Raw genomic sequence first — 26420 nt, forward strand, 5'->3', positions numbered from 1 at the left:
TGCATACATCCAGTGCGTCGAACCACGCACTGAATGTATGCAACTAATATTCAGTCCTGCACCAGTTGCCGCTTCAATCGCGCAATCATTCCAACTTGCAATTCACTCGGCTCACCGTAGGCTGATGCGGTCTGTTGCAGCATGTCGATCAATTGCAGCCGTTCTCTTCTCGTCAGGCGTTCGCGCAGCATGGGTGCCATTTCATCAGCCATGGGCGAAAAAAATCCCCGCTGCTTGGTATAAGTCCAGGCCTTTCGAAATAATGCGTCTGGATCTTCGATCTGAAGCGTTTCGCTAATCAGTTCCAGAATCTTCATCTTTTCGTCTGCGGTCACCGGGGCGCCCGTCCGCACAAGCTGAATCATCAAGATCGCAGCAGCCAGACGCGGGTCTTTTATACGGCTGTAGGGTGAGCCGATCAGATTCTGAAAACTGAACTTTGCCTTCCGTTGCAGGCCTTTCGTGTCGCGATCAAGATCGCGTACTGCCTTGACAGTCGAATGGGCTCGCAGGGTCCAGAATAAAACAACAGCCGCCAAACCGATAATCGCAATGAGAATATGCATTTTAATCCCAGTTATATGAACCTGAATGCCTCGTGAACTACCGCGCCTTCGGTTTGTCCTCACCTTCAATCGGCCGGATGCGCAGTCGCGTTATTCTGTTTTTTTCCCGCTTGATGATCGTAAACCGCTTGCCATGGAACGTATAAGCCTGTTTTTCCTTTGGAATGCTCTGCGTCTGATGGATCACAAACCCTGCAATGGTTGTCGCCTCCGTATCGGGCAGATTCCAGTCGAGCGCGCGGTTAAGGTCGCGTATCGGCACGGACCCGTCGACAAGGATTGAGCCATCCGGCTGCGGGCGAACACCCTGCACGTCAATGTCATGCTCGTCGGCAATATCGCCAACGATCTCCTCAAGAATATCTTCCAGCGTGATCAGCCCCTGCACGTCGCCATACTCATCGACGACAATGGCAATATGTGCCTTGCGCCGCAAAAACGCATTGAGCTGGTCCTGGAGCGTGGTCGTATCCGGCACGAACCAGGGCTTTGTCGCAACCTTCATAATATTGATCTTCGAGAAGTCGCGATTGGCATCCCTGATCGCCCGTACAAGGTCTTTGGCGTGGACAACCCCGACAAAATTATCGTTCGTGCCTCTCCACACAGGAATACGCGTATGATGGCTGGCAAGGATTTCGGTGATGATCGTCTCGATTGGATCATCGGCATTGACCGAATCCATATCGGTGCGGTGGATCATGACGTCGTAGACTTCAAGCTCGCGCAGATCGAGCAAGCCACCAATCTGGTCCCTGTCGCCCTTCACCACGGAACCTTCCTTGTGGAGCAGGTCGACCGCACCGCGCAGCTCTTCCTGCGCCGAAAACATTGAAATTCCCGCAGCAAGATTGATCCCGAAAATCGCAAGTATATTGCGCACGATCCAGTTCACCAGATCGGAAAGAGGACCGAATATCCAGACTGCAAGCTGCGCAAACCGCACCAGCGAAAGCGAATTGCGTTCGGGACTCGATATTGCCCAGGATTTTGGCAGAACTTCCGCAAAGATCACCAGAAGGACGGTCATGATGGCTGTCGCATAGGCCACACCAGCCTGCCCGAAAATATCAAGCAACATGCTGGTCATCAGCGACGATGCGAGAATATTGATGAGATTATTGCCGATCAGCATGACGCCGATCAGCCTGTCGCGTTTCTCGATGAGATTTTCGACAATGCTTGCACGCCCGTCACCGCGGTTCGCCAGCCGATGCATGCGTGCCCGCGACACCGCAGTCAATGCCGTTTCGGACCCTGAAAAGAGAGCGGACATCAGGATCAAACCCAAAATAACCCCGCAGAAAATCCAGAGTTCCAAGGTCATGCTGGATGTTTCTCCTTCAGGAAGCTTAAGACCGCCGATGGTGGAACATCTTTGGCGATGAATGACTGACCGATACCGCGCGTGAGAATAAAGGTCAGCGTACCACGCGTCACCTTTTTATCCTGCGCAATATATTCCATCAATTTTTCCGCTGGCGGAAGCTGGCCTTGTATCTCGTTGATAGATACCGGCAGGCCGACATCGCGCAGATGCTTTTCCACCCGCAAAGCATCATCCGGGCTGGCCAGATTCATTTTGGCCGAAAACTGATGCGCCAGAACCATTCCGATGGAAACGCCCTCACCATGAACAAGGCGTGAGGAATCATACTTGGTTGCTGTTTCCAGCGCATGGCCGAATGTGTGGCCAAGATTGAGCAGCGCCCTGTCTCCCATCTCGAACTCGTCGCGTTCAACGACATCGGCTTTTGACTGGCACGCTATGGCAATCGCCTGGGTCCGTTCCGGCCCTCCATCGAAAATCCCGCGCCAGTTGGCCTCCAGCCAGGCGAAAAAATCCGGACGGTCGATCAGACCATATTTGGCAACTTCCGCATAACCTGCACGAAATTCACGTAGAGAGAGCGTGTTGAGCACATCCGTGTCGGCCAGAACCAGCTGGGGTTGATAGAACACGCCGACAAGGTTCTTGCCATGCGCCGTGTTAATTCCGGTCTTGCCGCCCACGGAACTATCCACCTGCGCCAGCAATGAGGTTGGTATCTGCACAAAACCCATGCCGCGCCGCGCAATGCCAGCCGCAAAACCGGCAAGGTCACCAATGACACCGCCACCGAAAGCAATGACAATATCGCCGCGTTCTAGCCGCGCCGCTAGAATGGCGTTGGTAACAGTCTCCAGCGTCGCAAAACATTTTGATTGCTCGCCCGGGGCAACCACCACCGGCGTCGATTCTATTCCTGCGGCAGTGAGCCCCGCTTGCAACCGCTCCAGATGCAGCCCGGCAACTGTCTCGTCGCTGACAATGGCCGCCCGCATTGTCTTGCCTGCCCGTGAGACGATCTCTTGTCCTGCACGCTCAATCAAACCACCACCAATCAATATGTCATAGGAACGATCGCCGAGCTTGACGGGAACGATTGTGCTTGTCGCTTGATCCGTCATGACCCGGCCTCCTCATCCGTTTTTGTCTCGTTGGAAGGGGCTTGCCAGCCCAGATGCCCTGCAATGGCCTGCATCGCTTCGAAAGCGATGATTTCTTTCTTTTCTTCGCGCGAATTGATCGTGAGATCGGCAAATGCATAGATTGGATAGCGCTCGCCCATCAGCCGCTCCATCACACCGCGCGGATCACTATTCTTCAGCAATGGACGGTTCTGCTTGCGCACGACACGCGACATCAAGACATCAAGCTCTGCTTTAAGCCATACGGAGATACCGGTGGATGCTATGGCGCTTCGCGTCTGCTCGTTCATATAGGCACCGCCTCCTGTTGCCAGGACAATCGGCCCCTCTTCAAGCATGCGTGCAATCACCCGCCGTTCAAGATCGCGAAATTCGGCCTCGCCATAGGCTTCGAAAAGCTCGGGGATCGACATTGTCGAGACCTTTTCAATCTCGTGATCCGCGTCGAAAAAGGGCAGTTCCACCAGCGAGGCCAGTTTCTTTCCCACTGTCGACTTACCTGCACCCATGAGGCCGACAAGCACGATTGAACGCGCGCCAAGCCGCTCGCGGATGGATTTTGCCAGCTCAGATGTTTCATCTGGCAGAGGTGTTTCTTCCGTCGTATTCATGATTGCGTTTCGACAGTAAAACCTTGGTCCAGTCAAGCAGACTATGGCTTTAAGGACCATCGATGTTTCATTTTACATCAATAGCGTGCGTGGCCTCGACAGGCCTACACTCGCCTGTGGCGATCATTTTGGTTGCAAATCGCAATCTCGCCTCATCGTGAGCTTGTCGAACCACGCAGAACGTCAGTGCAGCAACTCAGCCATTCACCAAATTATTAAGAGTTTGCGTCCAAGATTATGGAACCGACCAATGCAGCCTGTTCGATAGAGAAAATGCCGACACTCACGCGACTTATCATTGTCCTCGCCATCCTTGCGGGGCTTGTCTATGCCGGGATGGTCGCGCTTGTGACCTTTGTTCACCCCACCCAGACCGAGATGACCATTCGCGTGCCGAGCGAAAAGCTCAATCCGAAACCCCAGCAACCAAAGTAAAAATCATGCGCGCTTCAGCAGCCATCGAGAATTTTCTTGAAATGATGAGCGCCGAAAGAGGAGCTGCGCAGAACACGCTCGACTCCTACAGGCGAGACCTTGAGGATGCCGCATCCTTCAGCGCTGGCACCGGCATACCGCTGCCCCTGGCGGAGCCGGTCACCATTCGCACCTATCTTGACGATATTGCCAATCGCGGCTTTGCCGCCACCTCGCAGGCCCGCAGGCTTTCGGCGCTTCGTCAATTCTTCCGGTTTCTTTACATGGAGAACATTCGTGCGGACGATCCCACCAGCACATTTGACGCCCCGAAGAAGGATCGTTCCCTGCCGAAAATCATGAGCGAAGCCGATGTGGAAAAGCTGCTTGCCCGGGCGGAAGTGGAAACGCTCGATGCAAAGGCTTCAAACACGGTACATTTCCAGGCTTTGCGCCTCCATGCGCTGCTTGAAATACTTTATGCAACCGGCTTGCGCGTTTCTGAACTTGTCGGCCTGCCTGTCACCGTTGCGCGCTCCGACAATCGCTTTTTGATGGTGCGGGGTAAGGGATCAAAGGACCGTATGGTCCCGCTTTCCGGCAAAGCCCGCATCGCCATGATGAAATATCTTGAACTGCGCGACGCCCTGCCCGGCCTTTGTGACAGTCCGTGGCTCTTCCCGGCAGTCTCGGAAAGCGGCTTTCTGGCGCGTCAGGTCTTCGGACGCGACCTCAAAGGGCTTGCAGCTCGCGCTGGCCTGAAGACCTCCGCGATTTCACCCCATGTCCTGCGTCACGCATTCGCCAGTCACTTGCTGCAGAACGGTGCTGATCTACGCGCGGTACAGCAATTGCTTGGCCATTCGGATATTTCTACCACGCAAATTTATACGCATGTCATGGAAGAGCGGCTGCACCAGCTTGTCACCAAGCACCATCCATTGGCCGATTAACACCACACCTTTGCCGGAATTCACCGTATAAGTTGCGTGGCTTATGCCTCATCTGAGGCATGGTTCCTTGACATGCGCGCTCGCAACAGCCAGTTAGGCTTTGAAAAATCCACCTTTTTGCAGGCAGATATTCAGTCCATGTACAACTATCTTGATTTTGAAAAGCCGGTTGCCGATCTCGATGGCAAGATTCTTGAGCTGAAAAAGCTTGCAGAAGAAGGCGGCGCGCTCGACACCAATGACGAGATTGCGCGGCTTGAAAGACGTTCCGGCGATGCATTGCGCGATCTTTATCGCAAATTGACGCCCTGGCAGAAGGCGCAGATCGCACGTCATCCGGACCGGCCCCATTGCGTGGATTATATTGCGAGGCTCTTTACCGATTTCACACCGCTGGCAGGTGATCGCAACTATGCCGATGATGATGCGGTTCAGGCTGGTCTTGCCCGCTTTAATGGTCAGGCCGTTGCAGTCATTGGACAGGAAAAAGGCAGCGATACCAAAACGCGCCTCAAGCACAATTTTGGCATGGCCATGCCCGAAGGCTACCGCAAGGCCGTGCGCATCATGGAACTTGCAGACCGGTTCAACCTGCCCGTGCTGACGCTTGTTGATACGGCGGGCGCATTTCCAGGCATCGCCGCCGAGGAACGCGGCCAGGCCGAGGCCATTGCCCGCTCAACTGCCGCCTGCCTCAATGTGAAGGTGCCAATCGTTTCCGTCATCATCGGTGAAGGCGGCTCCGGCGGCGCTATCGCGATTGCCACGGCCAACCGCGTCTACATGCTCGAACATTCCATCTATTCGGTTATTTCGCCCGAAGGTGCCGCGTCTATTCTCTGGCATGATTCGACCAGAGCCAAGGATGCGGCCACATCAATGCGCATCACTGCGCAGGATCTTTACGAATTGAAGATCATTGACGGCATTATTCCGGAGCCTCTCGGCGGCGCCCATCGCGGCCGGGATGCAGCAATAGAAGCGACTGGAAACATCATCAATGTCGCGCTGAAATCCATGAGCAATATGGATCGCGATGCTTTGCGTCAGGACCGCCGCGAGAAGTATCTGGCCATCGGCCGCAATCTTTAGGAATAAATAGTTGCGGTTTTTTTGGAAACCGGCTTGCATTTACGCAGCCAACCAATTAGGAACCGGCCTGCGCAGACGAACGCGCATTTGTGGCACGCGCCCGTAGCTCAGCTGGATAGAGCACCAGACTACGAATCTGGGGGTCAGAGGTTCGAATCCTTTCGGGCGCGCCATTTTTTCCCACACACCCAAGTGTAATAATTTTTCGAAAACTGCGACAGGGCAGATCAACGTTTGCGTCTCGACTATTTGAGGTTGCAACGGGTGGAAATAGCCTCTTTCGACCTTATCTCCGTTGGCACCGCTCAGCTCACTGACGACAAGCAGACCTACAGGACAGGACGATCAAGATGACCGAAGCGCTGGATAAAGGCCCCTTCTTTCATGGCACAATCGCGGATTTGCGCGTGGGTGATTTCCTCACCGCAGGATACAGGTCAAACTATCGTCCTGAAGTGGTAATGAACCATATCTACTTCACTTCTCTTGTGGATGGCGCCGGGCTTGCCGCTCAAATTGCGGCTGAACTCACCAAAGGCGGCGCAGTTCCGCGTGTTTACATCGTAGAGCCCACAGGGGCATTCGAGAACGACCCGAACGTGACCGACAAGAAGTTTCCTGGCAATCCAACGCGGTCGTATCGCAGCAGCGCACCGCTCAAGATCATTGGGGAAATCACGGATTGGACCAGATTGACCCCCGAAGCACTACAGCTATGGAGAGAACGTCTGATCGCGTTGCCTTCGCACGAACGAGGCGAAATCATCAACTGATGCGGCGCGGCGCGCCGTGTGCTCATTACGCAAGCGAATCGCTAAAGGGAATGATCAGCTTTCCACCAATCGCAGCCGTTCAAGGATAAATACCTTGGCAATCGACATTCCATTATCAAGCATGAACAGCACCTCAGTCATCTATTTGCAATGGCTGTCTTGTTCATTGTAAATATTCCAACTCACGTGATTATTGAGGAGGCGCAAGATGGACCGGTTCACGGGCGGGTGCAGCTGCGGAGATGTCCGAATCGTTGCAACGGGACGGCCCTATCGGGTCGGCATTTGTCACTGTTTCGACTGCCGCAAACACCATGGCGCTCTTTTTCACGCTTCAGCAATATTTCCTGAAGCTGCTGTGTCCATCGAGGGAGAAACGGGCGATTATGCCGGGCGTCATTTCTGCCCCCGTTGCGGATCGTCGGTTTTTGCCCGCACCGACGACGAAATCGAAGTGAACATTGGCTCGCTGGACGATATTGACCAGCTGACACCGACTTATGAAAGCTGGGTCATCCGCCGCGAATCCTGGTTACCGACCTTCCCGACCAAGCATAAATACGAGCATGATCGCGACGCCACGACCCGCTTTGAGGATTAATCGCCTCGTCCAGTACACACTAGTAGAGGGCTGATTTCAGCTTTGACTACGCCCTCTTACGGACGGCGGGATACCGCGCCAATCCGACGGGTGCACAAATGCACCGGCCGGAGCTACAAATCAAACAGACTATTGAGGAGTGGTGACCTTTGGCTCCGGCTCGGTCGTTGTCTGTGTCGGCACCGTATTTGCGGGGAACAGGTATGTGGCCGCAGCGCTGAGAATAACTGTTGCTGCCCCTTGGATTTCGGGGGATGTCAGCTCCGGCGGCAGGGCGTAGCGTGAGGCAAGCCAGCCCGCAATACCTCCGATAATCGATCCAATCAGCTTCGAATAGCTACCCATGTCGGTATTCCCTTCGCAAGGTTGGCGATTCTGGAAGGATAATAGCCGTTTACGTCAAATGCTAGTTTTACCGGGAAATTTGACCATCTGCCCCGTATTCCACCATACGAGGCAGATATTGCTTTTACATTTCGTGCGCCGGAACAACTGCACGGTAAAGGTGCCAGGTGGCATGTCCGAGAACGGGTATGAAAATCGCCAGACCCACGAACAATGTTGCGAAGCCCACAAACAGCAGTGCGGCGACAATCAAGCCCCAAACGATCATGGGTAGCGGATTTTTTGCCACCACGCGCGCTGACGTGGCTATCGCCGCATAAGCGCCGCCATCGCGGTCGAGCAGGAAGGGAAAGGCGATCACCGTCGTGCAAAGCACAAAGGCCGCGAAGACAAAACCGATTGCATTGCCGAGTATGATCATTCGCCAGCCTTGAGGCGTGTTGAAAACCTGATCCATGAATACCGCGACCGAAGCCGGGGGCGTATCGCCGAAGAGGTTCACATAAAGCGCCTGGGCGATCAGCAACCATGCCACGAAAACGGCGACAAGCATGGCCCCTATCGCAAGAATGGATGGAACGGCGGGTGAATGCACCACCTGCCTTGCATGCCACCAGGATGTGTCCATACCCCGCTCGCGTCTGCGGCTGATTTCATAAAGCCCGATGGCTGCCAGAGGTCCGATCAGTGCAAAACCTGACATTAGTGGGAAAATCAGCGGCAGGGTGTTAGCACCGGACGACCATCGGATCAGCACCAGACCGGCAATGGGATAAATCAGGCAGAGAAACACATAATGCGACGGCTTCTCCCAGAAATCGTCAAGACCTTTGCGCAGCGCCGTGAAAACATCCCTGACGGCAATCTTGCGCACATCGGGATGGGCAATACCTGAATCAGCACCGGCAATCACATGGAAATTCGCCATCTCAAACCTCCCATAAGTTCAGGGCGGAAAAGGAGCTCGGTGACCATGGACGGGTCACTATGGACCTCAACCTGCATGGTTAAGCATACGCTCCCGGACGTTTTTTGACCACCCTGAAACGCAGACGCATGTTGGTTTCCTGTCGCGGAACCAACAGCCTCGTTCAAAAGTTATTGAGTGCCAGACTCATTATCGCCGGTCACAAAGAGGATTACGCATGTTCGATCAGATCTTCACCAAGGTCGCCAACACTGTGGCTTTGGCTGCAGGCAAACCTGTAACCTTCATCCTTTGCGTGGCAATCGTAGTCATATGGGCATTTAGCGGACCGATATTCGGCTTCAGCGATACGTGGCAGCTCATCATCAATACCGGCACGACAATCGTGACCTTCCTCATGGTGTTTCTCATCCAGAACACGCAAAACCGCGATAGCGTAGCCATTCAGGCCAAGCTCGACGAGCTCGTGCGCGTCAGCAACGGAAAGAATGCTTTTATCGGCATCGAGCATCTCACCGAGGCTGAAGTCGAGAAGTTTCGCAAACAATGCGAAGAAGCAGCGAAGAAGGCCGACGAGGAACTTAAGAGCCGCACCGCTGCAAAGAAAAAGAGTAAAGCTGCACCGCGCGAAGCGGCCAGAAAGCCACCCCCCGCGAAAGCGCACGCCTGAAGCAGTTTTCGCCGTTAACGAATATGGCCGACTTGGGCAGTTTTACAGCCGAATCCACCATTTTTCTCAAATTTCAGATCGATAATGACAAATTAATGGCGGAAACCTTCAGTTTCAGTGGTTTAGAGGCCCATTTTCCTGCAAACCAGCTATGCAAACTTGTGACTCCAAGTTCTGAGTGCACTGCACTATATCCAGCTCACCGATCGATAACGATCCAACAAACAAAAGAACTTTAGGTGAGTGAAATGAACTTGATCCGCTCGTACAACAACTGGCGCCGCTATCGTGACACAGTCACGGAATTGAACCGCCTGTCCGCACGTGAACTGAACGACCTCGGCATCTCCCGCGGTGACATCGCTTTCGTTGCGAAGAAGGCCGCTTCGGCATTCTAATTAAACAGACCTCCCACGTCCGTGGCACTCCTCCTCCCAGCCACGGCCGCTTAAAGAACAGCGTTCCTCCCAGAGCCGTTCTTTACAAGTAACACCCATCGCTCCTCCCAGCGGTGGGTGTTCTCTTTTGTGCTGTCATCTGCGATTGCGCCTTTCCTGCTTTCCCCTTATCAAGCGCCTCATGAAAAGAGGGACCTCGGACATGACAGGCGGCATTCATCACATCACACTGATCACCCGCAAGGTTCAGGCGAATGTCGATTTCTATGTCGGGTTTCTCGGGCTTCGGCTGGTCAAGCGTACCGGCGGCTTTGAAGACGCAACACAACTCCATCTGATTTATGGCGATGCCTCTGGCACTCCCGGCTCCCTGATCACATTTCTGGTCTGGGAAGATGGCTCGCTTGGCCGCGTCGGCTATGGCCAGCCCAGCGAGGTATCTTTCGCTATTCCAACTGAAACTATTGGTTTCTGGCTGACCCGTGCGCTGCAATTCAACATCGCGGTTACAGGACCCGCGCAGGAATTCGGCGAAACCGTCCTGCGATTGCACGATCCTGACGGGGCGATCATCAAACTGGTCGGAACAGACGCCGTCAGCCCCGGGGACCCGTGGGAAAGCGATGGCATATCGCAAACGGATGCGATCATGCGCTTACGCGGCGCAACGATCCTCACGGAAAAACCTGCTGAGACTGCTGACTTTCTCAGCAGATACTTTTCATATGAAAGTGCAGGGCAGAGCGACACAATAACGCGAATGGTTTCCTCGTCAGGAGATTGCATTGACGTTCGCGATGCAACCGGCTTTTGGAGCTCCGCCCCCGGCACCGGCACCGTGGATCATATTGCCTTTCGCGCCGCAGATATTGCCGAAGTGAACGCGACTTATGAGCAGATGATTGCTGAAGGTGCCGATGCAACTGCCCTGCACGATCGCAAATATTTCCATTCCATCTATGTGCGCGAGCCGGGCGGTACTCTGCTCGAAATGGCGACGGATGGTCCCGGCGTGCTGATTGACGAACCATTGGAGACTTTGGGCACAGAGCTTTTCGTCCCCCCGCATTTTGCCGATGAAACGGCGAATGTAAAAATCATCTTGCCGCAATTCGGTCTGCCAAAGGAACCGCGTTTCATTTATCGCGATCTGCCATTCGTCCATCGCGTCTATACGCCCGAACCGGCAACCGGCCAGGCATTTATCCTTCTTCATGGTTCTGATGGCAGTGAAACAAGCCTTATGCCCTTGGCGGCCAGTATCGCACCCGGCGCAACGCTGTTTGGTCTGCGTGGTCGCAGCACGGAAGAAGGAACTGCGCGCTGGTTCCGCCGTTTTGGACCTTTGAGCTTTGATCAAAACGACATCCGCTCGGAAGCGGAAGCCTTCGCCGCATTCATTGAAGGCGCTGTCGAAGCCTATGGTCTCGACCTGCAATCAACGATTTTCATGGGATATTCCAACGGCGCCAATCTTCTGGCTGCCATGATGCAGTTGCATCCGGGCCTGGTGCGCAATGCCATTTTGCTGCGCGCAACCAAAGTGCTTGAAGAGACACCTGAAGCTGATCTGAGCGGCACGCATATTCTCAGCTTGACCGGCGATCACGACCTCTTTGGTGCGCATGCCCCCGCACTCGAAGCCGATCTGCGGCAGGCTGGAGCCAATTTGACTGCCCTCAGCGTTCCTGCCGGTCACGAGACCAATCAGCATGATATTGACGCCGTCAGAAGCTGGCTGACAGAAATGGAAACAGGCCGGAATTGATCCGGCCTGTTTGCTGCTTTTTCATAATCAGACGAGCGGCTTAAGCCCGGCCTCGATTGCAGCACGCTTGCTTTCAAGGAATGGCGGCAAGGAAAGCTCTTCGCCCAACGTTTCCAACGGCTCGTCCACTGTGAAGCCCGGACCGTCGGTTGCGATCTCAAACAGAATACCATTTGGTTCGCGGAAATAGAGCGAACGGAAATAGTAACGCTCGACTTCACCGCTGGATGGCATGCGGAAACTTTTCAAACGCTCTGTCCATTCATGCAAGGCATTGACATCCGGGGCGCGGAAAGCCACGTGATGCACCGCCCCTGCACCCTGCCGTGCGGCGGGAAGATCAGGTTGAACGGCGACGTGCAACTCCGCAGCCGGACCGCCCTCGCCCATTGCAAAAACATGCACATGCCCGATGCCATCGGGATCGGCATAATCGCGGACCTTTTGCATGTTCATCACATGCAACAGAATTGCTTCCGTATTGGTGATGTCCGGCACGCTGATGGTGATCGGGCCAAGCCCGCGGATCTGATGTTCGGCAGGCACAGGGCTCTTGTCCCAAGGGTGGGAGTCGCCAGCACCGCCATCATCAATCAACCGAAAGCGCTGTCCTTCGCCATCCTCGAAATCCAGCGAAGCATGACCGCCTATCTCTGTCACCTCGCCGGACTTGACACCCAATTCGGTAAACCGGGCTTTCCACCAGTCGAGGCTGGCCTTGCTGCCAACCCGCAAACCAGTGCGCGAAATACTATGGGTGCCGCGGCGCTCCGGTGCAGTTGGCCAGTCGAAGAAAGTCAAATCCGTACCGGGCGTTGCTTCACCATCGGCATAAAAAAGATGGTAGGCGCTCGTATCGTCCTGATTGACGGTCTTTTTGACCAGCCTCAAACCAAGCGTCTTTGTGTAGAAACGCACATTTTCTGGCGCATTGGCGGTAATTGCCGTCAGATGGTGAATGCCTGTCAGTTGTAAGCTCATCAAAGCCTCCTGCGTGGTTGAGTGGCGAAATCGCCGTTGGGGTGAATATCTGCGCAGTTGTTCCGGCAATAAAGACCATAAAGATGCAACTCATGTTCGATAAAACAGAACTATAACGCCATCAAACTTCTGTTCAACGGCAATCATGTCTCGTATAAGCAAACCATGAAGTGGCGTTTCGAAGATTTATTGACGTTTCTCGACGTGATTGAAACCGGCAGCATCACGGCCACAGCCGCGCGGCTTAACCTGTCAAAATCCGTTGTCAGCAAGCGCATCTCCGATCTGGAGGGTGGGCTTGGCATTGAATTGTTTCAGCGAACGCCGCGCAAGCTGGTGGCATCGGCAAATGCGCTGGATTTCGTCGAGCGCATCCGCCCGCTTGTCCGCGACATCATGGAGGCGGCTGATACGGCCGCGACACGCAATAGCGCCATTCGCGGCACATTGCGCATCGCTGCGCCCATGACCTTCGGCACAATGTATCTGGGGCGGATGATTGCGGATTTTGCCCGGCAATATCCCGATCTGGAAATCGCCGTGGAGTTTGAAGACCGCATGATCGATCTGGTGCGCGGCGGTTATGATGTCGGCATACGCATTGGTATATTGCGCGATTCCAGCCTGATCGCGCGCAAATTATGCACCGATCCCCGTGTCATCTGTTGTAGCCCGGATTTCGCCAATACGCATGGCCTGCCGGAAACGCTGGGCGCGCTGGATCGCTTTTCCTGCATCGACTATTCCAACGTCAATACCAGCCAGCTCTGGCAATTTGAAAATCCGGACAAGGATGGCGAACCGATTGCCGTGCCGATGCATGGCCGCATCGTTGCCAATAATGGCGAGGCGATGCGCGATATGGCGATTGCCGGCCTTGGGCTTGTACTCCTGCCGATGTTCATCGCCGCCGAACCGTTGCGGGCAGGAAGACTCATCCCCGTTTTGCCGCAAGCAAAGCCGCTACCCTACAATATATATGCCGTCTACCCTCCCACGCGCCATGTCTCTGCGAAGGTGCGCGCCTTTGTCGATCATATTGCAAGACATATTGGCAGCCCGCCAATCTGGCAAATCAACGAAGCTTATCGCCCTGTCGATAGCTGATTAAGGGCCCGCACAAGCCGAATCACTTGGCGCGATTTTTGGGTCAACCGGCATCGCCATCTGGCAAATCAGGGCTTAATTCGAAAAAAACCCCGTAAACACTGGGTATAAACCCGCTTTTTGCCTGTAGTTCCTGATGACAGAGTGCGTAACGCGTGCCATACAGACCCCTCCGATCAACGAATATACTGAGGAAACCGCCAAATGAATACGTCCGATCTCATTGATAAGCTCGTCGCTGATCAGGGTCTTACAAAAGTTCAGTCCAAGGCGATTGTTGATAGCATCCTTAAAGGCATCACCGATTCAGTCGTAGCTGGCGATGAAGTTTCGCTGCCAGGCTTCGGCAAGTTCAAGGTACAGGCTCGCGCCGCTCGCGAAGGCCGCAACCCTGCAACCGGCGCAACAATTAAGATCGCAGCTTCCAAGAAAGTTGCTTTCCAGCCTGCAAAGGCTCTGAAGGACGCCCTTAACGGCTGATCTTTCGGACTAGACTTAAAAAAGGCGGTGCAATTTGCGCCGCCTTTTTTGTTTTGCGGCACTTCGAAGCAATTATGTGTGCTTCATGATTGTTTGCCATAAATCCGCCGTCAGTGCGTGAAAGGTGACATCTGCGTGATCGGGGCAATTTTATGCGGTTGCGTCAAGACTTTATCAACTATAACGGGTGCATCTATAATGGTGCGAATGTTATATTCGCGGCGAATCCGACCTCGGCAAACACATTGATGAACTGGCAACTGCTGCTGCAATGAAGATAAAGACACACATTCTTGCGCCTTTGATGCTCACGCTTTTCCTTGCCGGATGTCAGGGCGGGACGGTGAACGATCTCGTTCCAAATGGCGCGAACACGCAACTGCCCGCCAAACTTGTCCAGAGCATGAAGACGAAAGGCATGACTGCCACCTCGCCGATCATGTTCCGCATCTTCAAGGAAGAAAACGTTCTTGAAGTCTGGAAGCGCAAGGACAATGGCCGCTACGATATCGTCACCAGTTACCAGATTTGCAAATGGTCCGGGAAACTTGGCCCGAAATTCATTGAAGGTGATCGTCAGGCGCCGGAAGGCTATTATGCCGTCCGCCCCGCTCACATGAATCCGAAATCCAGTTACTATCTGTCATTCAATACTGGCTTTCCCAACGCGCTTGACCGCGCGCTTGGCCGGACGGGCGCAAATCTGATGGTTCACGGCGCCTGCTCGTCTTCCGGCTGCTATTCGATGACCGATGGTCAGGTTGCGCAGATTTATGCTTTCGCCCGCGATGCCTTCAAGGGCGGGCAGGAATCGATCCAGCTACAAGCCTATCCGTTCCGCATGACTGCCGCCAATATGGCGCGCTACAAGGATGATCCCAATTACGCTTTCTGGAAAAATCTGAAGGAAGGCTACGACCACTTTGAAATCACCAAAGTGCCGCCGAAAGTCGATGTCTGCGAGAAGAAATATGTCTTCAACCACACATCCGACCCGAACGCGCCTATCGCTGCGACCAGCACCTGCCCGCCATCTGATCAGCCGGAATCGCTGAAAATGGCCTATCAGTCCTATCAGACCAATTATGAGAGCGCTTTCTCATCCATGGTTGGCAAGGGCAAGATTCAAGCCCCTGCCCGCTCGATCCAGGGTCTGACCGAGGCTAAGATCATTGCTGAATGGAGCCAGCGCCGCGCGCGCGGTGAACGCGTAACGCAAGAGCCGCCATCCTTGTCACCACAAGATGCCGATGCGGCGAACAAGCCACAGATCATGGTCCGGCTCGCCTCTGCTGTGGCAGCCGACAAGGCGAAGGAAGAGCGCGAAGCTTCCAAGCGCTCGCGCATGCACACGCCTGCCGTTGCAGCTACGCCTGTTCCACAACAGACGCCGGCACCTGCTCCGATGACAACAGCCGCCATTGCAGCGCCTGAAGCCGCCGCACCGGTTGCAGCACCCGCGCCCGCCAAAAAGGCGTGGTGGAAAATCGGCGGCAATTAAGCACGTTTAATTTCTTCGCGGATGAGCAGGATTCAAAACGCATCATGGAAGCCGAAGTCTACGATCTTCGCGGCCTGAATTGCCCGCTTCCCGTGCTTAAAGCCCGTAAAAAACTGGCTGAAGCCGCAGCTGGAACGCGCTTATGGGTAGAGACCACCGACCCGCTGGCCGTTATCGACATGCCCAATTTCTGCCTGACCGAGGGCCACCGTCTGATTGAAACAATCAGCGTCGAAGGCGGCCACCGCTTTCACATCGAGCGCGGCTAAAGATAGGCTGCATTACCCGATTGCGTGGTTCGACAAGCTCATCATGAGGAAGTTGGCGAACTGCAAAGATAATCTTCATCGCTCCAGAACATGGCTCCCTGCAATCAACTCTCTCCCTCATAGTGAGCTTGTCGAACCACGCACAACTGCCCTGCAGCAAAACTTAAACCCGCTTCACACCCGGTATAGCCAGTGGATTATCAAACAATGCGGCGCGGTCAGGCATATCGATCTGCGGCCTGTTGAGAAACGCGTTGAAAAGCTGCTGTACATAGCTCTCCGGCAGATCCTTGACGATCATGACCAGTCTCGTTTCGCGCACACCTTCCGGCCATGCGGCGAGCCGTACGGGGGGGTGAAAAATCTGCTGGACGCCATGAATGACCAGCGGCCGCTCGGGGTCATCCTCCAAGAGAACAATGCCTTTGACACGCAACAGCTTTTCCCCATGGGCCGAGCGTAGCAGATCGATAAACATATCGAAGCTCGATAGCGGCACAGGCTTGTCATGGGTCAGGGAGAATGACCGGATGGCCGCATCATGGAGGTTCACATCATGGTGATGGTCATGACTGTCGTGGTCATGATGATCATGATGATGGTGGTGTCCATGATGCTCAAGCTCGTGGCGCTCGTGCTCACGGTCTCGCCAGGCTTCGCTTTTCAGCCAGCGCTGCACATCGACCGTCTTAGTTTCCGGATTATAGACACCACATTCAAACAGTGCCGCAAAGCCCGTCCGTTCATCGCTGACATCAATAATATCGGCACCAGGATTAAGCGCCTGCAAACGCGCGCGCAGTGGATCGACCAAGCCCACCGACTGACGCAGATCCGTCTTGGTGATGACGATGCGATCAGCCACAGCCGCTTGCTTTACTGCCTCTTCATGTGCATCCAGCGTCGCCATGCCGTGAACCGCATCAACGGTCGTGATCACGCCGTCCACACGAAATGCTTGCAGCAAAACGGGGTGTCCCATAATCGCATGAAGCACCGGCGCGGGATCGGCGAGACCCGTGGTTTCGATGATGACGCGCTTTAGCCGCTGCAATTTTCCGGTCTGCAAACGATCGATCAGATCAGCAAGCGTATCAACGAGTTCGCCACGCACTGTGCAGCATAAACAGCCATCCGAAAGTTCGATAATGCCTTCGCTCGCCTTTTCCACCAGCAGATGGTCGATGCCCACATCACCAAACTCATTGATGATAACGGCAGTATCGGTAAGCGCCGGATCTTTCAGCAGGCGATTGAGCAAAGTCGTCTTGCCGGAGCCGAGAAAGCCCGTCAGAACGGAAACTGGAATGGGACCAGCCATTAATTGATCACCTTCGCAGCACTGCCCGCATCGCTGAGCGACGAACGGTCGGGGCGAGGCGTTGGCACTGGCAGGCGATTAAGTTCCATGCCGAGCGCATTGAGCTTTGACGGCAGCAAGGCGACTTTTTCAGCCACCGGCTCGCGGTCCATGCGGTTCATATAAGGCGATCCGGCAATGATATGACCTTCAAGATCCTTGCCGTCCCATGTATCGGAACCCGACGTCTTGGAGCAGACCTCCGGACGCATATTCACAGCAACATCAAGCTCCGGCGAACCGTTGGATTTCAGATTGTCGATCGTGATGCTAGTGCCATGGGTCTCAAAACCCTTGGCAAGAAGTTCAGCAGCCTTGGTGGCACGGGTCGAAAGCTTGAGTTCGCCAAGAACGACCGTAATCACCGTCCGGCCATTGCGCGTCGCTGAGCCGATCAGATTATAACCAGACGGGCAGACAAAACCGGTCTTCATCCCATCCGCACCGGGAAAGCGTCCAATCAAGGCATTCAAATTCGGCTGAACTTTCTTGCCGCCGTAATCGATGGCCTCAATGTCGAAGAAATGCGCAAATTGCGGAAACTCACGTCGCAGTTGCAGGGTCAAAACTGCCATGTCGCGCGCTGTCGTATAATGATCGTCCGAATGCAGCCCGTTCGGATTAACGAAATGCGAGCCTTTCATGCCAATACGTTGGGCTTCCTCGTTCATAAGCACCGCAAATTTTTCTGAAGAGCCGCCCAGCGTCTCGCCAACCGCCATGGCAACATCATTGGCCGATTTGACCATCATGATCTTCAGCGCGTCACTGAGCGTCAATTCCGAGCCAACCTTGTAGCCCATTTTGCTCGGTGGTTGCTTGGCTGAAAGCGCGGTGATTCGAACGGGCGTATCAAGCGTTACCTGCTTTGATTCGAGCATGCGGAAAGCTACATAGACGGTCATGAGCTTGGTCAGGGACGCTGGATACCAGCGCTGAAAGGCGTTTTTTTGCGAAAGAATCTCGCCACCGCCAGCATCAAGTGTGATATTCGCCTCGGCAAGGGCCGTTGATCCAAGACCGAGCATCGCAACGGTTGACATCGCGCTACCGACTAGAAAAAGTGCTACAGTTTTCCGCATTCCTGAAATCCAGCCTGTCTGTATAAAAACCTTGGGAAGGCAAAAGGCATTAAGCCGCGCTTCACGTGGAGCGGCAATGGCCTTATCTATCTTATGTGGCATCGAAAAGGCAAAGTGCCTTTCTTGTCACAGGTAAATTGGAGTTGATGTAAAAATGCCCGTGCTCAATCGCGCTGTCGAAATGCAGGATGAAGTATCGCAATGGCGCCGCCATTTGCACCAAAATCCCGAATTGATGTTCGATGTGCACCAGACTGCAAAATTTATTGAAGAAAAATTGCGCGGTTTTGGTTGCGACGAAGTGGTTACAGGCATTGGCCAAACCGGCGTTGTCGGCATAATCCGCGGTCGTCACGGCGAAGGCGCGACAATCGGCCTGCGTTCCGATATGGATGCCCTGCCGCTGACAGAAATCACCGGAAAGCCCTGGGCTTCGACCAATGCCGGCAAAATGCATGCCTGTGGTCATGACGGGCATATCTCCATGCTGCTTGGCGCAGCGCAATATCTGGCCGAAACACGCAATTTCAAAGGCTCGGTAGCCGTAATCTTCCAGCCTGCCGAAGAAGGGGGCGGCGGTGGCCGCGAAATGGTCAAGGACGGCATGATGGAGCGTTTCACCATTTCCGAAGTCTACGGACTGCACAATATTCCCGGCATACCGATTGGCGAATTTGCGATCCGCAAAGGCCCGATCATGGCCGCAACCGACGAATTCACCATTACAATTGAAGGTCGTGGCGGCCACGCTGCACAGCCTCACACAACGATTGATCCTGTTGTTATTGGCGCACAGCTGGTGAATGGACTGCAGACAATTGTTTCTCGCGGCACCGATCCGCTTGATTCTGTCGTTATTTCAGTCACCAAATTTCATGCGGGCGATGCCTACAATATCATTCCGCAAAAAGCGGAACTGGCGGGAACGGTCCGCACGCTTCGCAAGGAAATGCGAGACTACGCGCAAAAGCGGCTTACTGAAATTGTCGAGGGCATCACGGGCGCCTTGGGCGCGACAGTCACAATCGATTACGCACGTAATTACCCGGTTACATTCAATCATGATCGCGAGACTGATTTCGCCGCCAAGGTTGCACGTCAAGTTGCCGGAAATAATGCGGTAAATGAAGAGGTTGCGCCTATGATGGCAGGCGAGGACTTCTCCTATATGCTTGAAGCGCGTCCCGGCGCATTCATTTTCATGGGCAACGGAGCAAGCGCATCACTGCACAACCCGGCCTATGATTTTAACGATGACGCAATCCCGCACGGCATCAGCTATTGGGTAAATATTGCCGAAAGCGCGCTCCTGCCATCCACCTGATGGCTTTGCCGCGCATTCTACCAAAGTTGAGACTTGGCGGCGGCATTGAAAAACGTTAAGTCTCTGCGGATCGCCCCTATTCGCGATCCGCTTAAATGGTCCCGTAGCTCAGTAGGATAGAGCGACAGATTCCTAATCTGTAGGCCACTGGTTCGAATCCAGTCGGGATCACCATTCAATATCAATGACTTAGTTGAGTCGCTTTTGTCGCCTGTCTCTGCATTTCACCCATAAGTAATGACCCTACAATGACCGTTCGAAGAGAACACGGTGACCGTGAAGGCTTCGTCTAGTGCTGATTTGAACGTCAAGAGTCGTGCAACTGCCAGCGAAGCAGCCTGAAAAAGAACTCCTTGCCCCAGAGACCGCCAGTAGACCCCCATGGAGGGGTGACGGGGGTACTAGGCTATAGTGTATTACACCCTCAAATTTTCTCGCAAAAATTATTGTATTTTGATACCGTTCTTCGTCAGTCATGGTCGGGGGATACAATGGTTGAATTACTTTCAAGTCCGATAGGCGTCATCATCCTCGGTGTCGTTGGATTTATGCTTTGGAAAACTCACCGAGCAAACGGAGATATAACTCTCCCGTTGAACGGTTACGAGAAGTTGTCTGATGAATTGATCTTGTATACGAAAGGCCAGATTTACGTTCTAAAAGAGCACGATCAAGAGACTGATAGATGGCCAGACACCTACGTTAGGCCGGGCTATACAACAGCCGTGGCTACACGGATCAAGGCCGAGAACTTTCCAAGAGAACGGATTCATGACCTCAAGAAAAAGGTATTGATCCACTTCGAGTCAGACCCAGAGTATCGGGGCAAGAAGGTGCTCGACCAAATTAAAAGCGCCTTCAAAGCTATCGATGCAGCCTACAGTGAATACGACAAATCTTGGCAAACCGTATTTTATGAAGCGGTGCCTTAAATGACAACAAATTTCAAAATTCAGTGTTTAGTCGCCGCAGTCGTAGGTGGGTGTGCGTCATCACTCTTAGGAAATGCAGTAGTAAGATTGAGCAGATTACCCGAAAGTATCAGGACCATAGGCAACTGGCTGACATCTGCTTGGACAGGAGGGTATCTTTGGTTCTTAATGGGGGCAATTATCGGGGCAGGAATCAGATTTAGCCTACGAAAAGCTTAGGGTCCCTTCGGGACTTATCGACATGGAATTATTAAGACATGGGCAGTGAATGAGGGGAATCTCCCATGATCACGACCTATTCGATTTGTACGGCAATCTTATTAGGGGTCTATATAAGAACACCCGTACATTCACCGAAATTGAACCTCTCCTGATCAAATCTCAATTGTATTCAAATCTTATATAGATCCCTTATAAGATCAGGATACATTTTCTTGTCGTATGTCAATAAGCCCCCCCAGTTGTGAGTATTGGCACGAGGTTTTTCTTAAAGTTACTCTACGTAATCAATCAACGATCCATTGACAGTTTCACCTTATTCACGTCATCTACATTAAGGCGTCCAAAAAAAGAGGCGCTTTGGGGGTACTATGAAAATCAAAATATGTGCTGCGGTCGTTCTGACCGCAGGATTAGTCGGTTGCGCAAAGCGGCCGGATGCGATCGTGCCTGTCGATATTCCAATGGCGGCCTACTCGAACATCGAATGCCCGGGCTTGGCACAAGAACTTGTAAAAGAGCAAACTACGCTTGCCAGCCTGTCCAAGCAACAAAACCAAGCAGCAACCGGCGATGCCGTAGGTGTATTCCTCATCGGTGTGCCAGCGTCCAGCACGTTTGGTGGTGACAAGGCGGGGCAAGTAGCTGTGTCGAAGGGCAAGGTGAACGCCATCGAATCCGTGATCAAAAGCAAGGGATGCAGATAGTGATGTGGAGGTTTGCACTATGTCTAATATCGCGACGTGGTGGTCAGATTTTGCGACTGCGCTTGGACTATTGATAACAGCCATAGGCGCTGGTTGGGCAGCTAAGGCCGTGTTTGTGTCCGAAGAAGATGCAATTACGATTGCGGCCTCTCGATGGGCCCCTGAAACTCATGAGCAGGGGATGAAAATTCCCACAGTTATCAATTTATTGAAGGCCTCGCGTGCCGCAAAGGTCGGACTATGGATGATCTGCCTTGGCACAGGTCTTCAAGTTATTCCAATTTTGGCTCGTTTGTTTGTCTAATTTAGAAATACGCCCGAGGGGTGCGATGGATATTGATAAAGAAAGCTTCGAACCGAATAGCAAAAGCGAGCCGCTTGTTCTCAATAAGGAGTTTAGGATTGATCTGCTGTCTATAAAATTCGGTACAATGGCGGTCTGGCAGTTCGACTACCATGACTACCCTTGTAGTTCTGATTCCTACGCTAATTGTTCACACCGGGGATATCATGCGCGTATCGGAATATTATAAGCTCAATAAAAAGCAACCCAGCCTCAGTTTTCTTGATGTCGATATTGAGAACGACGTAAAGCTCTTCGTCAACGCTAGGGCGTTGCGAATTCTGGAGTCTGATTGGGGTGAACACTGCACTCATCTTTTGCATACGTTTTTCTCAGCTGTGGTCGATTCCATTAGATCTGGAAACGATACCCACGCCTTAGATATTCTAACCGTGCTGAAAGAGCCCAATGAGACCCATCTTGGTCTGTCCAAAGGACGATCAGACGGACGAGGACTTGGGCCTGAGAAGGCCAAGCAAATCTGGAATGCCTTTAAAAAAAGCAAAGCAGTTAAATCAGGACTCTTGTCGGACCTTGAGGATACCGTTCTCTTGATCGACGGCGTGTCGACCGACATTCTTTCAGACATCATCACCAATATTATTCGGGGGCCACTAATTGCATTCACGCAACGGGTTTGCGAAGAATACGGGATTCCCCTGATTAACGACGTTGATTCCGGCCCAGTTTGGAACCCAAACACAAAATCTTGGGACCAAGATTACGTGCGCCTTCCAATGCCGGATGACACAAAACTCATTCTGGTGCCCAAATCCATCGTTCGTATCGACATGGATTATAGCGTCGAGAAGTACTATCGACACTACGTCTTAGAGCGGTTCAAGGAAGAAGAGATGGAGCGGAATACGGGGCTCGTTCAGATCCTCAAATCCGGTAAAAACAAAGGTAAGAAAATTGTCTATAAGAAAGATGTAGAAGCGAAGTACGGATCAGAGGCTAAAGCACTATCTATCAAGAAAACCGACGAAAACCCCGATCTACTTATGAAGTACAAAGCAGATAATTCAGGGCCAACACCTGCTCTTTCACATCGACAGATTGCCGATGTGCAGGGAACCGAGCTTCCCGATTGGGCAAGGTTGCTGGAGAGCGTTACAAGCCTGCAACCGGGTAAGAAGGATGCTTATAAATACGAGGACGCAATTGGCGATCTGCTCTCAGCGTTATTTTATCCGGTGTTAGTCGATCCTGAGACCCAAACCTCAATACACGATGGTATGAAGAGAGTGGATATCACCTTCACGAATTATGCTCGGACTGGCTTCTTCGAATGGCTAGCGCGACATTATGATTGCTCCCATGTCTTCGTAGAATGCAAAAACTTCGGAAACGAGCTTGGGAACCCTGAAATCGATCAAATTGCAATGCGATTCTCAAAGGATAGAGGTAGGTTTGGCATTGTGGTATGTCGAACTATCGAAAACCGAGTCGCAATGCAAAAAAGATGCAAGGCCGTTGCCACAGACGGCCATGGATATATTGTCGCCATCGACGACAAGGACTTGGAAAGTTTGATCGCTGATGCCGAAGATCGACTTCTGCAGAGGTACGATTTCCCCACCGTGAAACGTCTCTTTGATAAGCTGATATTCTAATCCATTCAGCGAGGTTACAGCTTCCAATGTGTAGGTTGCAATATTCCCTCACTGACCGCCGAGGAGCCTGTCATCAAAAACTGCCATGAAGGTCACCGGCGCGATCCTCTACTTAATCCTACTGCTGCATCTGCCATTAGGGAACCCGACTTAAAACGTTCGACAAAACTCGATAAGTCTCAGGCTCGGGGTAAAAGTAAGGTTTCCCAATCTGGTCATGCCTTCGTCTTCACCATCACCCCACACGAGTCCAGTTTCTTTCCATTTGAACCTGACTTCGTCCACACGCTCAACGCCGCTGAGTGTCTGTGCGCAGTTTTCATACTCATCTTTTGTAAAATCGATGCGCTGTATTTTCCCTGGAATTGCCGAGCTAATAACGCGCAGGACTCTCGGAGCTACCGCCCCGAGTTCGGATAGTGCTCGACCAATCCCATTTTCAAAAACGTATGCATTTTCGAACTCCACGATTTTTGCATTAAGCGCATCTACATCGACATCTGGCGTCGAAGAGCCAAGTTTTTCCGCTACAAGCTCGAACACTTCCAATAGTTTCTTTTTATCAGTAGCAAGCATTCCCTGCAGAAGCTTAAGGGGAATGGGAAGGCCGCTAGGAGTCATGCCGGAATGACAAACCGGAACCACCTCGATTCCCTTCACCCATCCCGCCCCTGCTTCAAAATTGATCCAAGGTCTTCCGACGCTCTGTGGGCTGCAAAACACCAACATAGCCGCACATTCTTTCAAACCATTTGAAATATTATCGAGCCAGCGTTGACCAATTGATATGCTGTCAGCGTTCGACGACACAAACACGTTCACAGTGTTCAAGAAGCTTTTTTCAATTTGATTCTTAAAGAGTATGGCCAGCGCGGCTTCTTCGCTAATGTGAGAAATGAATATCGTTGGTTTAATCGCCGACTTATTCGCCATGAGAGCCCTCGCCATTTTAGTCAGGTAATATCTATCAACCTCCGACTTGGCAAATCCGCAGTATTATGCCGGAGTTTCCATAAATGCTCCGCTGATTTTGTAAGAGTTTCGTCAGCAAAAATTGCATTCCCCTATCAAGCGTGGATATGGAACATATCATAAGAGCCCCTACCCTGGGATCAGGGATCGGGGGTAGTTCAATCATTCTGATTTCATACGCTTCACATCTTCGCGCTCACGTCGAAACCAGAAACGTATTTCGATGAGTCATGTTACTCCCGATTTCGGGAACGGCAGGTGAGGCCAATCATACGGAAACAGCAAGCAAAGAAGTCATGGCAGCTGCACCAATCATGGCGATTTGTGCGAGCTTCTCGGCGACCGCCCGTTGACCTTCATTCCGACGAGTATCACCGAAAACGACAATGCACGTTGCAGCCAATCCGCTGGCAGCTGTCAGAATAACCGTGGCGATAAAGACGATATGTAAGGGAACCATATTAACCTCCAATTTGCACTGGAAGCATTATCGCTCATGCTGAAAGGGGGTGGATAAGTTGAGCGTATTTTTTCAGAATGCGTACAATTCAAGGTATTCGGGAAGCCTGTTAAACGTCCTAGTTGCAGACACTTCAGTTCTGCTCGCTATGCGAGTCGATACCAATTGCTACGAAGATTCAAAGTGATAACCATGTCATCATCTATCTATTTAAGATGGAGAGAAGCATGAGTGCAGCGATTTTACAGAAAGTAATCGATGATCTAATCGCTCTTCGCCAGATCGCAGAAGCAGACGGTCATGATATGTTGGCGTATCTGATTGAGATACCAATCCTTGAAGCCAGCGACGTTCAACAGAAGCTTTTGGCTGCTGAGATTAGCCGCAAGAGAGGCAAGCCTACTGGCGATTGAAATAGTGTCCGCACTCATTCTCCAAAGAGTCGACCTTTGATTTCTATTCTAAGCTAGTATGGTCCATCACAGCTGGGGGCAAGAAACAAATGTCGCTTGGGACGGGAGTATTTCTGTCGGTATTGGTGGTCAGTTTGCTAGTTTTGTTTCTTCAGACGAAGGATCGATGGAGCTGGCGAAAGATTGCGCTGCGCAGCTTCGGGCTGGTTATTCTATGTGGTATTGGTATCTGGGGTTACATTACCTATCAAAGCCGACCGATAATTCAGACGGATTATTTGAACCTTTCTCTCGGTATATCGAAGGAAGAAGCCATCTATCGCCTCGGAGAACCGTCTGGTTCCTACCGGGAACCGACTGAAGAAGAGAAAGAAACTTTCCCAATTTGGATGAAGGATGATCTGATTCTGGCAAATCAAGCCGGTAAATACCCTTATGGGAAGAGTGCAAAGGACTACAATTATTGGCACTGGGAAAAGACTTCGAATCCAAGAACGGATGTTGGGTTTGAGGACAACAAGCTTGTGAGAATAAGATGCTTCGCTGTCGCCGGAACTTATTGCCCACCAGTACTCGGTATAGGTACCGGCTATAGTGAGGAACATGTGATCCAGAGGCTTGGACCACCCGAAAAGTCTCAACTGACGTCGGACACTAGTAAGGCTTTTGAATATCCTAAGCTGAATCTGACGGTGGATTTTGGTGCGCAGAAAGTTTATGCGATCACAGTCAAAGAATTTAAAAAAGCCCCATGAACTATCTTTCACTCCGCAGGGTTGAGGGCGCTGATAGTTTGGGCATAAGCTTCATAATCGGTTTAATAAGGTTCGACGGGCACTTTCTGCTCTAATATGGCATCAAACTTTCTGATCGTCGCTTCAACTTCAGAGCAACATCCCGGTACCGTTGCACTCCATTCATGCACCCGCTGCAATGCCAAATCCCCAATCTGCCATATTGCTCGCTGATGAAATCAGTTCACTGATGATTTCGGTTTGAGAATAGATTTGTGTGACGTTGCTCTGCATTGCTTTCTAGGACTTTGGTGCAGTTTGCAGCAGTC

30 protein-coding genes and 2 tRNA genes are annotated in these 26420 nt (G+C 52.4%); 21 read left to right on the forward strand and 11 right to left on the reverse strand.

From position 1 onward, the window contains the following. Nucleotides 1-50 precede the first annotated feature (50 nt). Genes QFZ34_RS10325 through QFZ34_RS10340 form a run of 4 tightly spaced genes read right to left on the reverse strand, consistent with a single transcriptional unit; the run spans nt 51 to nt 3652 of the window. Entirely contained in the window at nt 51-566 is a 516-nt protein-coding gene (locus QFZ34_RS10325; RefSeq protein WP_115055535.1) for a TerB family tellurite resistance protein, read from the reverse strand. Between the two features lie 37 nt (nt 567-603). Next, nucleotides 604-1893, reverse strand: coding sequence for an HlyC/CorC family transporter (locus QFZ34_RS10330; protein WP_307280415.1), 1290 nt, complete (start codon nt 1891-1893; stop codon nt 604-606). Beyond that, on the reverse strand, nt 1890-3017 hold the full coding sequence (gene aroB, locus QFZ34_RS10335) for a 3-dehydroquinate synthase (protein ID WP_115055539.1): 1128 nt from the start codon (nt 3015-3017) through the stop codon (nt 1890-1892). Before aroB ends, QFZ34_RS10330 begins: the two co-directional genes overlap by 4 nt. After that, nucleotides 3014-3652, reverse strand: coding sequence for a shikimate kinase (locus tag QFZ34_RS10340; protein ID WP_370878837.1), 639 nt, complete (start codon nt 3650-3652; stop codon nt 3014-3016). The genes aroB and QFZ34_RS10340 overlap by 4 nt, the downstream gene beginning before the upstream one ends. A gap of 270 nt (nt 3653-3922) precedes the next feature. On the opposite strand from QFZ34_RS10340, the gene QFZ34_RS10345 reads away from it, so the two are divergent. The 6 genes from QFZ34_RS10345 (at nt 3923) to QFZ34_RS10370 (ending at nt 7482) form a co-directional block, all read left to right on the forward strand. Further along, the gene (locus tag QFZ34_RS10345; protein ID WP_115055589.1) at nt 3923-4084 is read left to right on the forward strand and encodes a histidine kinase; all 162 of its coding nucleotides are present in this window, start codon (nt 3923-3925) and stop codon (nt 4082-4084) included. A 5-nt stretch (nt 4085-4089) separates the two neighbouring features. Continuing rightward, on the forward strand, nt 4090-5016 hold the full coding sequence (locus tag QFZ34_RS10350) for a site-specific tyrosine recombinase XerD (protein WP_307280425.1): 927 nt from the start codon (nt 4090-4092) through the stop codon (nt 5014-5016). A 138-nt stretch (nt 5017-5154) separates the two neighbouring features. Continuing rightward, nucleotides 5155-6108 (forward strand): acetyl-CoA carboxylase carboxyltransferase subunit alpha, encoded by a 954-nt coding sequence (locus QFZ34_RS10355; protein WP_115055591.1) that lies wholly within the window; start codon nt 5155-5157, stop codon nt 6106-6108. Between the two features lie 96 nt (nt 6109-6204). Then, nucleotides 6205-6281, forward strand: a tRNA-Arg gene (locus tag QFZ34_RS10360). A 177-nt stretch (nt 6282-6458) separates the two neighbouring features. Continuing rightward, a complete protein-coding gene (gene arr, locus QFZ34_RS10365; protein WP_307280429.1) occupies nt 6459-6881 on the forward strand; it encodes an NAD(+)--rifampin ADP-ribosyltransferase in 423 nt (140 codons plus the stop codon). A gap of 208 nt (nt 6882-7089) precedes the next feature. After that, the gene (locus QFZ34_RS10370) at nt 7090-7482 is read left to right on the forward strand and encodes a GFA family protein (RefSeq protein WP_115055547.1); all 393 of its coding nucleotides are present in this window, start codon (nt 7090-7092) and stop codon (nt 7480-7482) included. 129 nt (nt 7483-7611) lie between these two features. Here QFZ34_RS10370 and QFZ34_RS10375 read toward each other — a convergent pair whose 3' ends face one another. Then, on the reverse strand, nt 7612-7827 hold the full coding sequence (locus QFZ34_RS10375; protein ID WP_115055549.1) for a hypothetical protein: 216 nt from the start codon (nt 7825-7827) through the stop codon (nt 7612-7614). 124 nt (nt 7828-7951) lie between these two features. Next, nucleotides 7952-8755 (reverse strand): DUF2189 domain-containing protein, encoded by an 804-nt coding sequence (locus tag QFZ34_RS10380; RefSeq protein ID WP_307280435.1) that lies wholly within the window; start codon nt 8753-8755, stop codon nt 7952-7954. Between the two features lie 217 nt (nt 8756-8972). Here QFZ34_RS10380 and QFZ34_RS10385 point away from each other — a divergent pair, with 217 nt between their 5' ends. The 3 genes from QFZ34_RS10385 to QFZ34_RS10395 all read left to right on the forward strand — a co-directional run bounded on the left by QFZ34_RS10385 (nt 8973) and on the right by QFZ34_RS10395 (nt 11591). Further along, nucleotides 8973-9425, forward strand: a complete 453-nt coding sequence (locus QFZ34_RS10385; protein ID WP_115055553.1) for a low affinity iron permease family protein — start codon at nt 8973-8975, stop codon at nt 9423-9425. Between the two features lie 248 nt (nt 9426-9673). Further along, nucleotides 9674-9823, forward strand: a complete 150-nt coding sequence (locus tag QFZ34_RS10390; protein WP_008127986.1) for a DUF1127 domain-containing protein — start codon at nt 9674-9676, stop codon at nt 9821-9823. A 202-nt stretch (nt 9824-10025) separates the two neighbouring features. Beyond that, nucleotides 10026-11591 (forward strand): VOC family protein, encoded by a 1566-nt coding sequence (locus tag QFZ34_RS10395; protein ID WP_307280440.1) that lies wholly within the window; start codon nt 10026-10028, stop codon nt 11589-11591. Nucleotides 11592-11618: 27 nt separating this feature from the next. Here QFZ34_RS10395 and QFZ34_RS10400 read toward each other — a convergent pair whose 3' ends face one another. Beyond that, nucleotides 11619-12572, reverse strand: a complete 954-nt coding sequence (locus tag QFZ34_RS10400) for a ring-cleaving dioxygenase (protein ID WP_115055558.1) — start codon at nt 12570-12572, stop codon at nt 11619-11621. Between the two features lie 165 nt (nt 12573-12737). Between QFZ34_RS10400 and QFZ34_RS10405 the strand changes: the two genes are divergently transcribed. From QFZ34_RS10405 to QFZ34_RS10420, 4 genes are all read left to right on the forward strand, one after another. Then, on the forward strand, nt 12738-13679 hold the full coding sequence (locus tag QFZ34_RS10405; protein ID WP_307280443.1) for a LysR family transcriptional regulator: 942 nt from the start codon (nt 12738-12740) through the stop codon (nt 13677-13679). A gap of 204 nt (nt 13680-13883) precedes the next feature. Next, nucleotides 13884-14159 (forward strand): HU family DNA-binding protein, encoded by a 276-nt coding sequence (locus tag QFZ34_RS10410; RefSeq protein ID WP_008127996.1) that lies wholly within the window; start codon nt 13884-13886, stop codon nt 14157-14159. Nucleotides 14160-14430: 271 nt separating this feature from the next. Continuing rightward, entirely contained in the window at nt 14431-15660 is a 1230-nt protein-coding gene (locus QFZ34_RS10415; RefSeq protein WP_115055562.1) for a L,D-transpeptidase family protein, read from the forward strand. Further along, on the forward strand, nt 15639-15929 hold the full coding sequence (locus QFZ34_RS10420; RefSeq protein WP_370878736.1) for a sulfurtransferase TusA family protein: 291 nt from the start codon (nt 15639-15641) through the stop codon (nt 15927-15929). Before QFZ34_RS10415 ends, QFZ34_RS10420 begins: the two co-directional genes overlap by 22 nt. Nucleotides 15930-16092: 163 nt before the next feature. Here QFZ34_RS10420 and QFZ34_RS10425 read toward each other — a convergent pair whose 3' ends face one another. Beyond that, on the reverse strand, nt 16093-17250 hold the full coding sequence (locus QFZ34_RS10425) for a CobW family GTP-binding protein (protein WP_307280458.1): 1158 nt from the start codon (nt 17248-17250) through the stop codon (nt 16093-16095). Beyond that, entirely contained in the window at nt 17250-18371 is a 1122-nt protein-coding gene (locus QFZ34_RS10430) for a D-alanyl-D-alanine carboxypeptidase family protein (RefSeq protein ID WP_115055593.1), read from the reverse strand. Before QFZ34_RS10430 ends, QFZ34_RS10425 begins: the two co-directional genes overlap by 1 nt. Nucleotides 18372-18525: 154 nt before the next feature. On the opposite strand from QFZ34_RS10430, the gene QFZ34_RS10435 reads away from it, so the two are divergent. The 6 genes from QFZ34_RS10435 to QFZ34_RS10460 all read left to right on the forward strand — a co-directional run bounded on the left by QFZ34_RS10435 (nt 18526) and on the right by QFZ34_RS10460 (nt 23512). After that, entirely contained in the window at nt 18526-19695 is a 1170-nt protein-coding gene (locus tag QFZ34_RS10435) for a M20 aminoacylase family protein (RefSeq protein ID WP_115055568.1), read from the forward strand. A 97-nt stretch (nt 19696-19792) separates the two neighbouring features. Continuing rightward, nucleotides 19793-19869, forward strand: a tRNA-Arg gene (locus QFZ34_RS10440). Nucleotides 19870-20186: 317 nt separating this feature from the next. Continuing rightward, nucleotides 20187-20627 carry a hypothetical protein gene (locus tag QFZ34_RS10445; RefSeq protein ID WP_307280464.1) on the forward strand — a complete coding sequence of 147 codons (441 nt, stop codon included), beginning with the start codon at nt 20187-20189 and terminating at the stop codon, nt 20625-20627. Between the two features lie 590 nt (nt 20628-21217). Beyond that, nucleotides 21218-21553: a hypothetical protein gene (locus QFZ34_RS10450; protein WP_307280468.1), complete on the forward strand. Its 336-nt coding sequence runs from the start codon at nt 21218-21220 to the stop codon at nt 21551-21553. Between the two features lie 19 nt (nt 21554-21572). Further along, on the forward strand, nt 21573-21857 hold the full coding sequence (locus QFZ34_RS10455; protein WP_307280470.1) for a hypothetical protein: 285 nt from the start codon (nt 21573-21575) through the stop codon (nt 21855-21857). 206 nt (nt 21858-22063) lie between these two features. After that, complete coding sequence (locus QFZ34_RS10460) at nt 22064-23512, forward strand: DUF8370 family protein (protein WP_307280472.1); 1449 nt, start codon at nt 22064-22066, stop codon at nt 23510-23512. 150 nt (nt 23513-23662) lie between these two features. Here the strand turns inward: QFZ34_RS10460 and QFZ34_RS10465 are convergent, their stop codons facing one another. Together QFZ34_RS10465 and QFZ34_RS10470 are read right to left on the reverse strand one after the other, a co-directional pair. After that, a complete protein-coding gene (locus tag QFZ34_RS10465) occupies nt 23663-24445 on the reverse strand; it encodes a toll/interleukin-1 receptor domain-containing protein (protein WP_307280475.1) in 783 nt (260 codons plus the stop codon). Between the two features lie 307 nt (nt 24446-24752). Next, on the reverse strand, nt 24753-24944 hold the full coding sequence (locus QFZ34_RS10470; protein ID WP_307280480.1) for a hypothetical protein: 192 nt from the start codon (nt 24942-24944) through the stop codon (nt 24753-24755). 227 nt (nt 24945-25171) lie between these two features. On the opposite strand from QFZ34_RS10470, the gene QFZ34_RS10475 reads away from it, so the two are divergent. After that, a complete protein-coding gene (locus QFZ34_RS10475) occupies nt 25172-25357 on the forward strand; it encodes a hypothetical protein (RefSeq protein ID WP_307280483.1) in 186 nt (61 codons plus the stop codon). An 89-nt stretch (nt 25358-25446) separates the two neighbouring features. Continuing rightward, a complete protein-coding gene (locus QFZ34_RS10480; RefSeq protein WP_307280488.1) occupies nt 25447-26112 on the forward strand; it encodes a hypothetical protein in 666 nt (221 codons plus the stop codon). The last annotated feature ends 308 nt before the right edge of the window (nt 26113-26420 follow it).

This window comes from Phyllobacterium ifriqiyense, assembly GCF_030817885.1.
GTDB lineage: Bacteria > Pseudomonadota > Alphaproteobacteria > Rhizobiales > Rhizobiaceae > Phyllobacterium > Phyllobacterium ifriqiyense.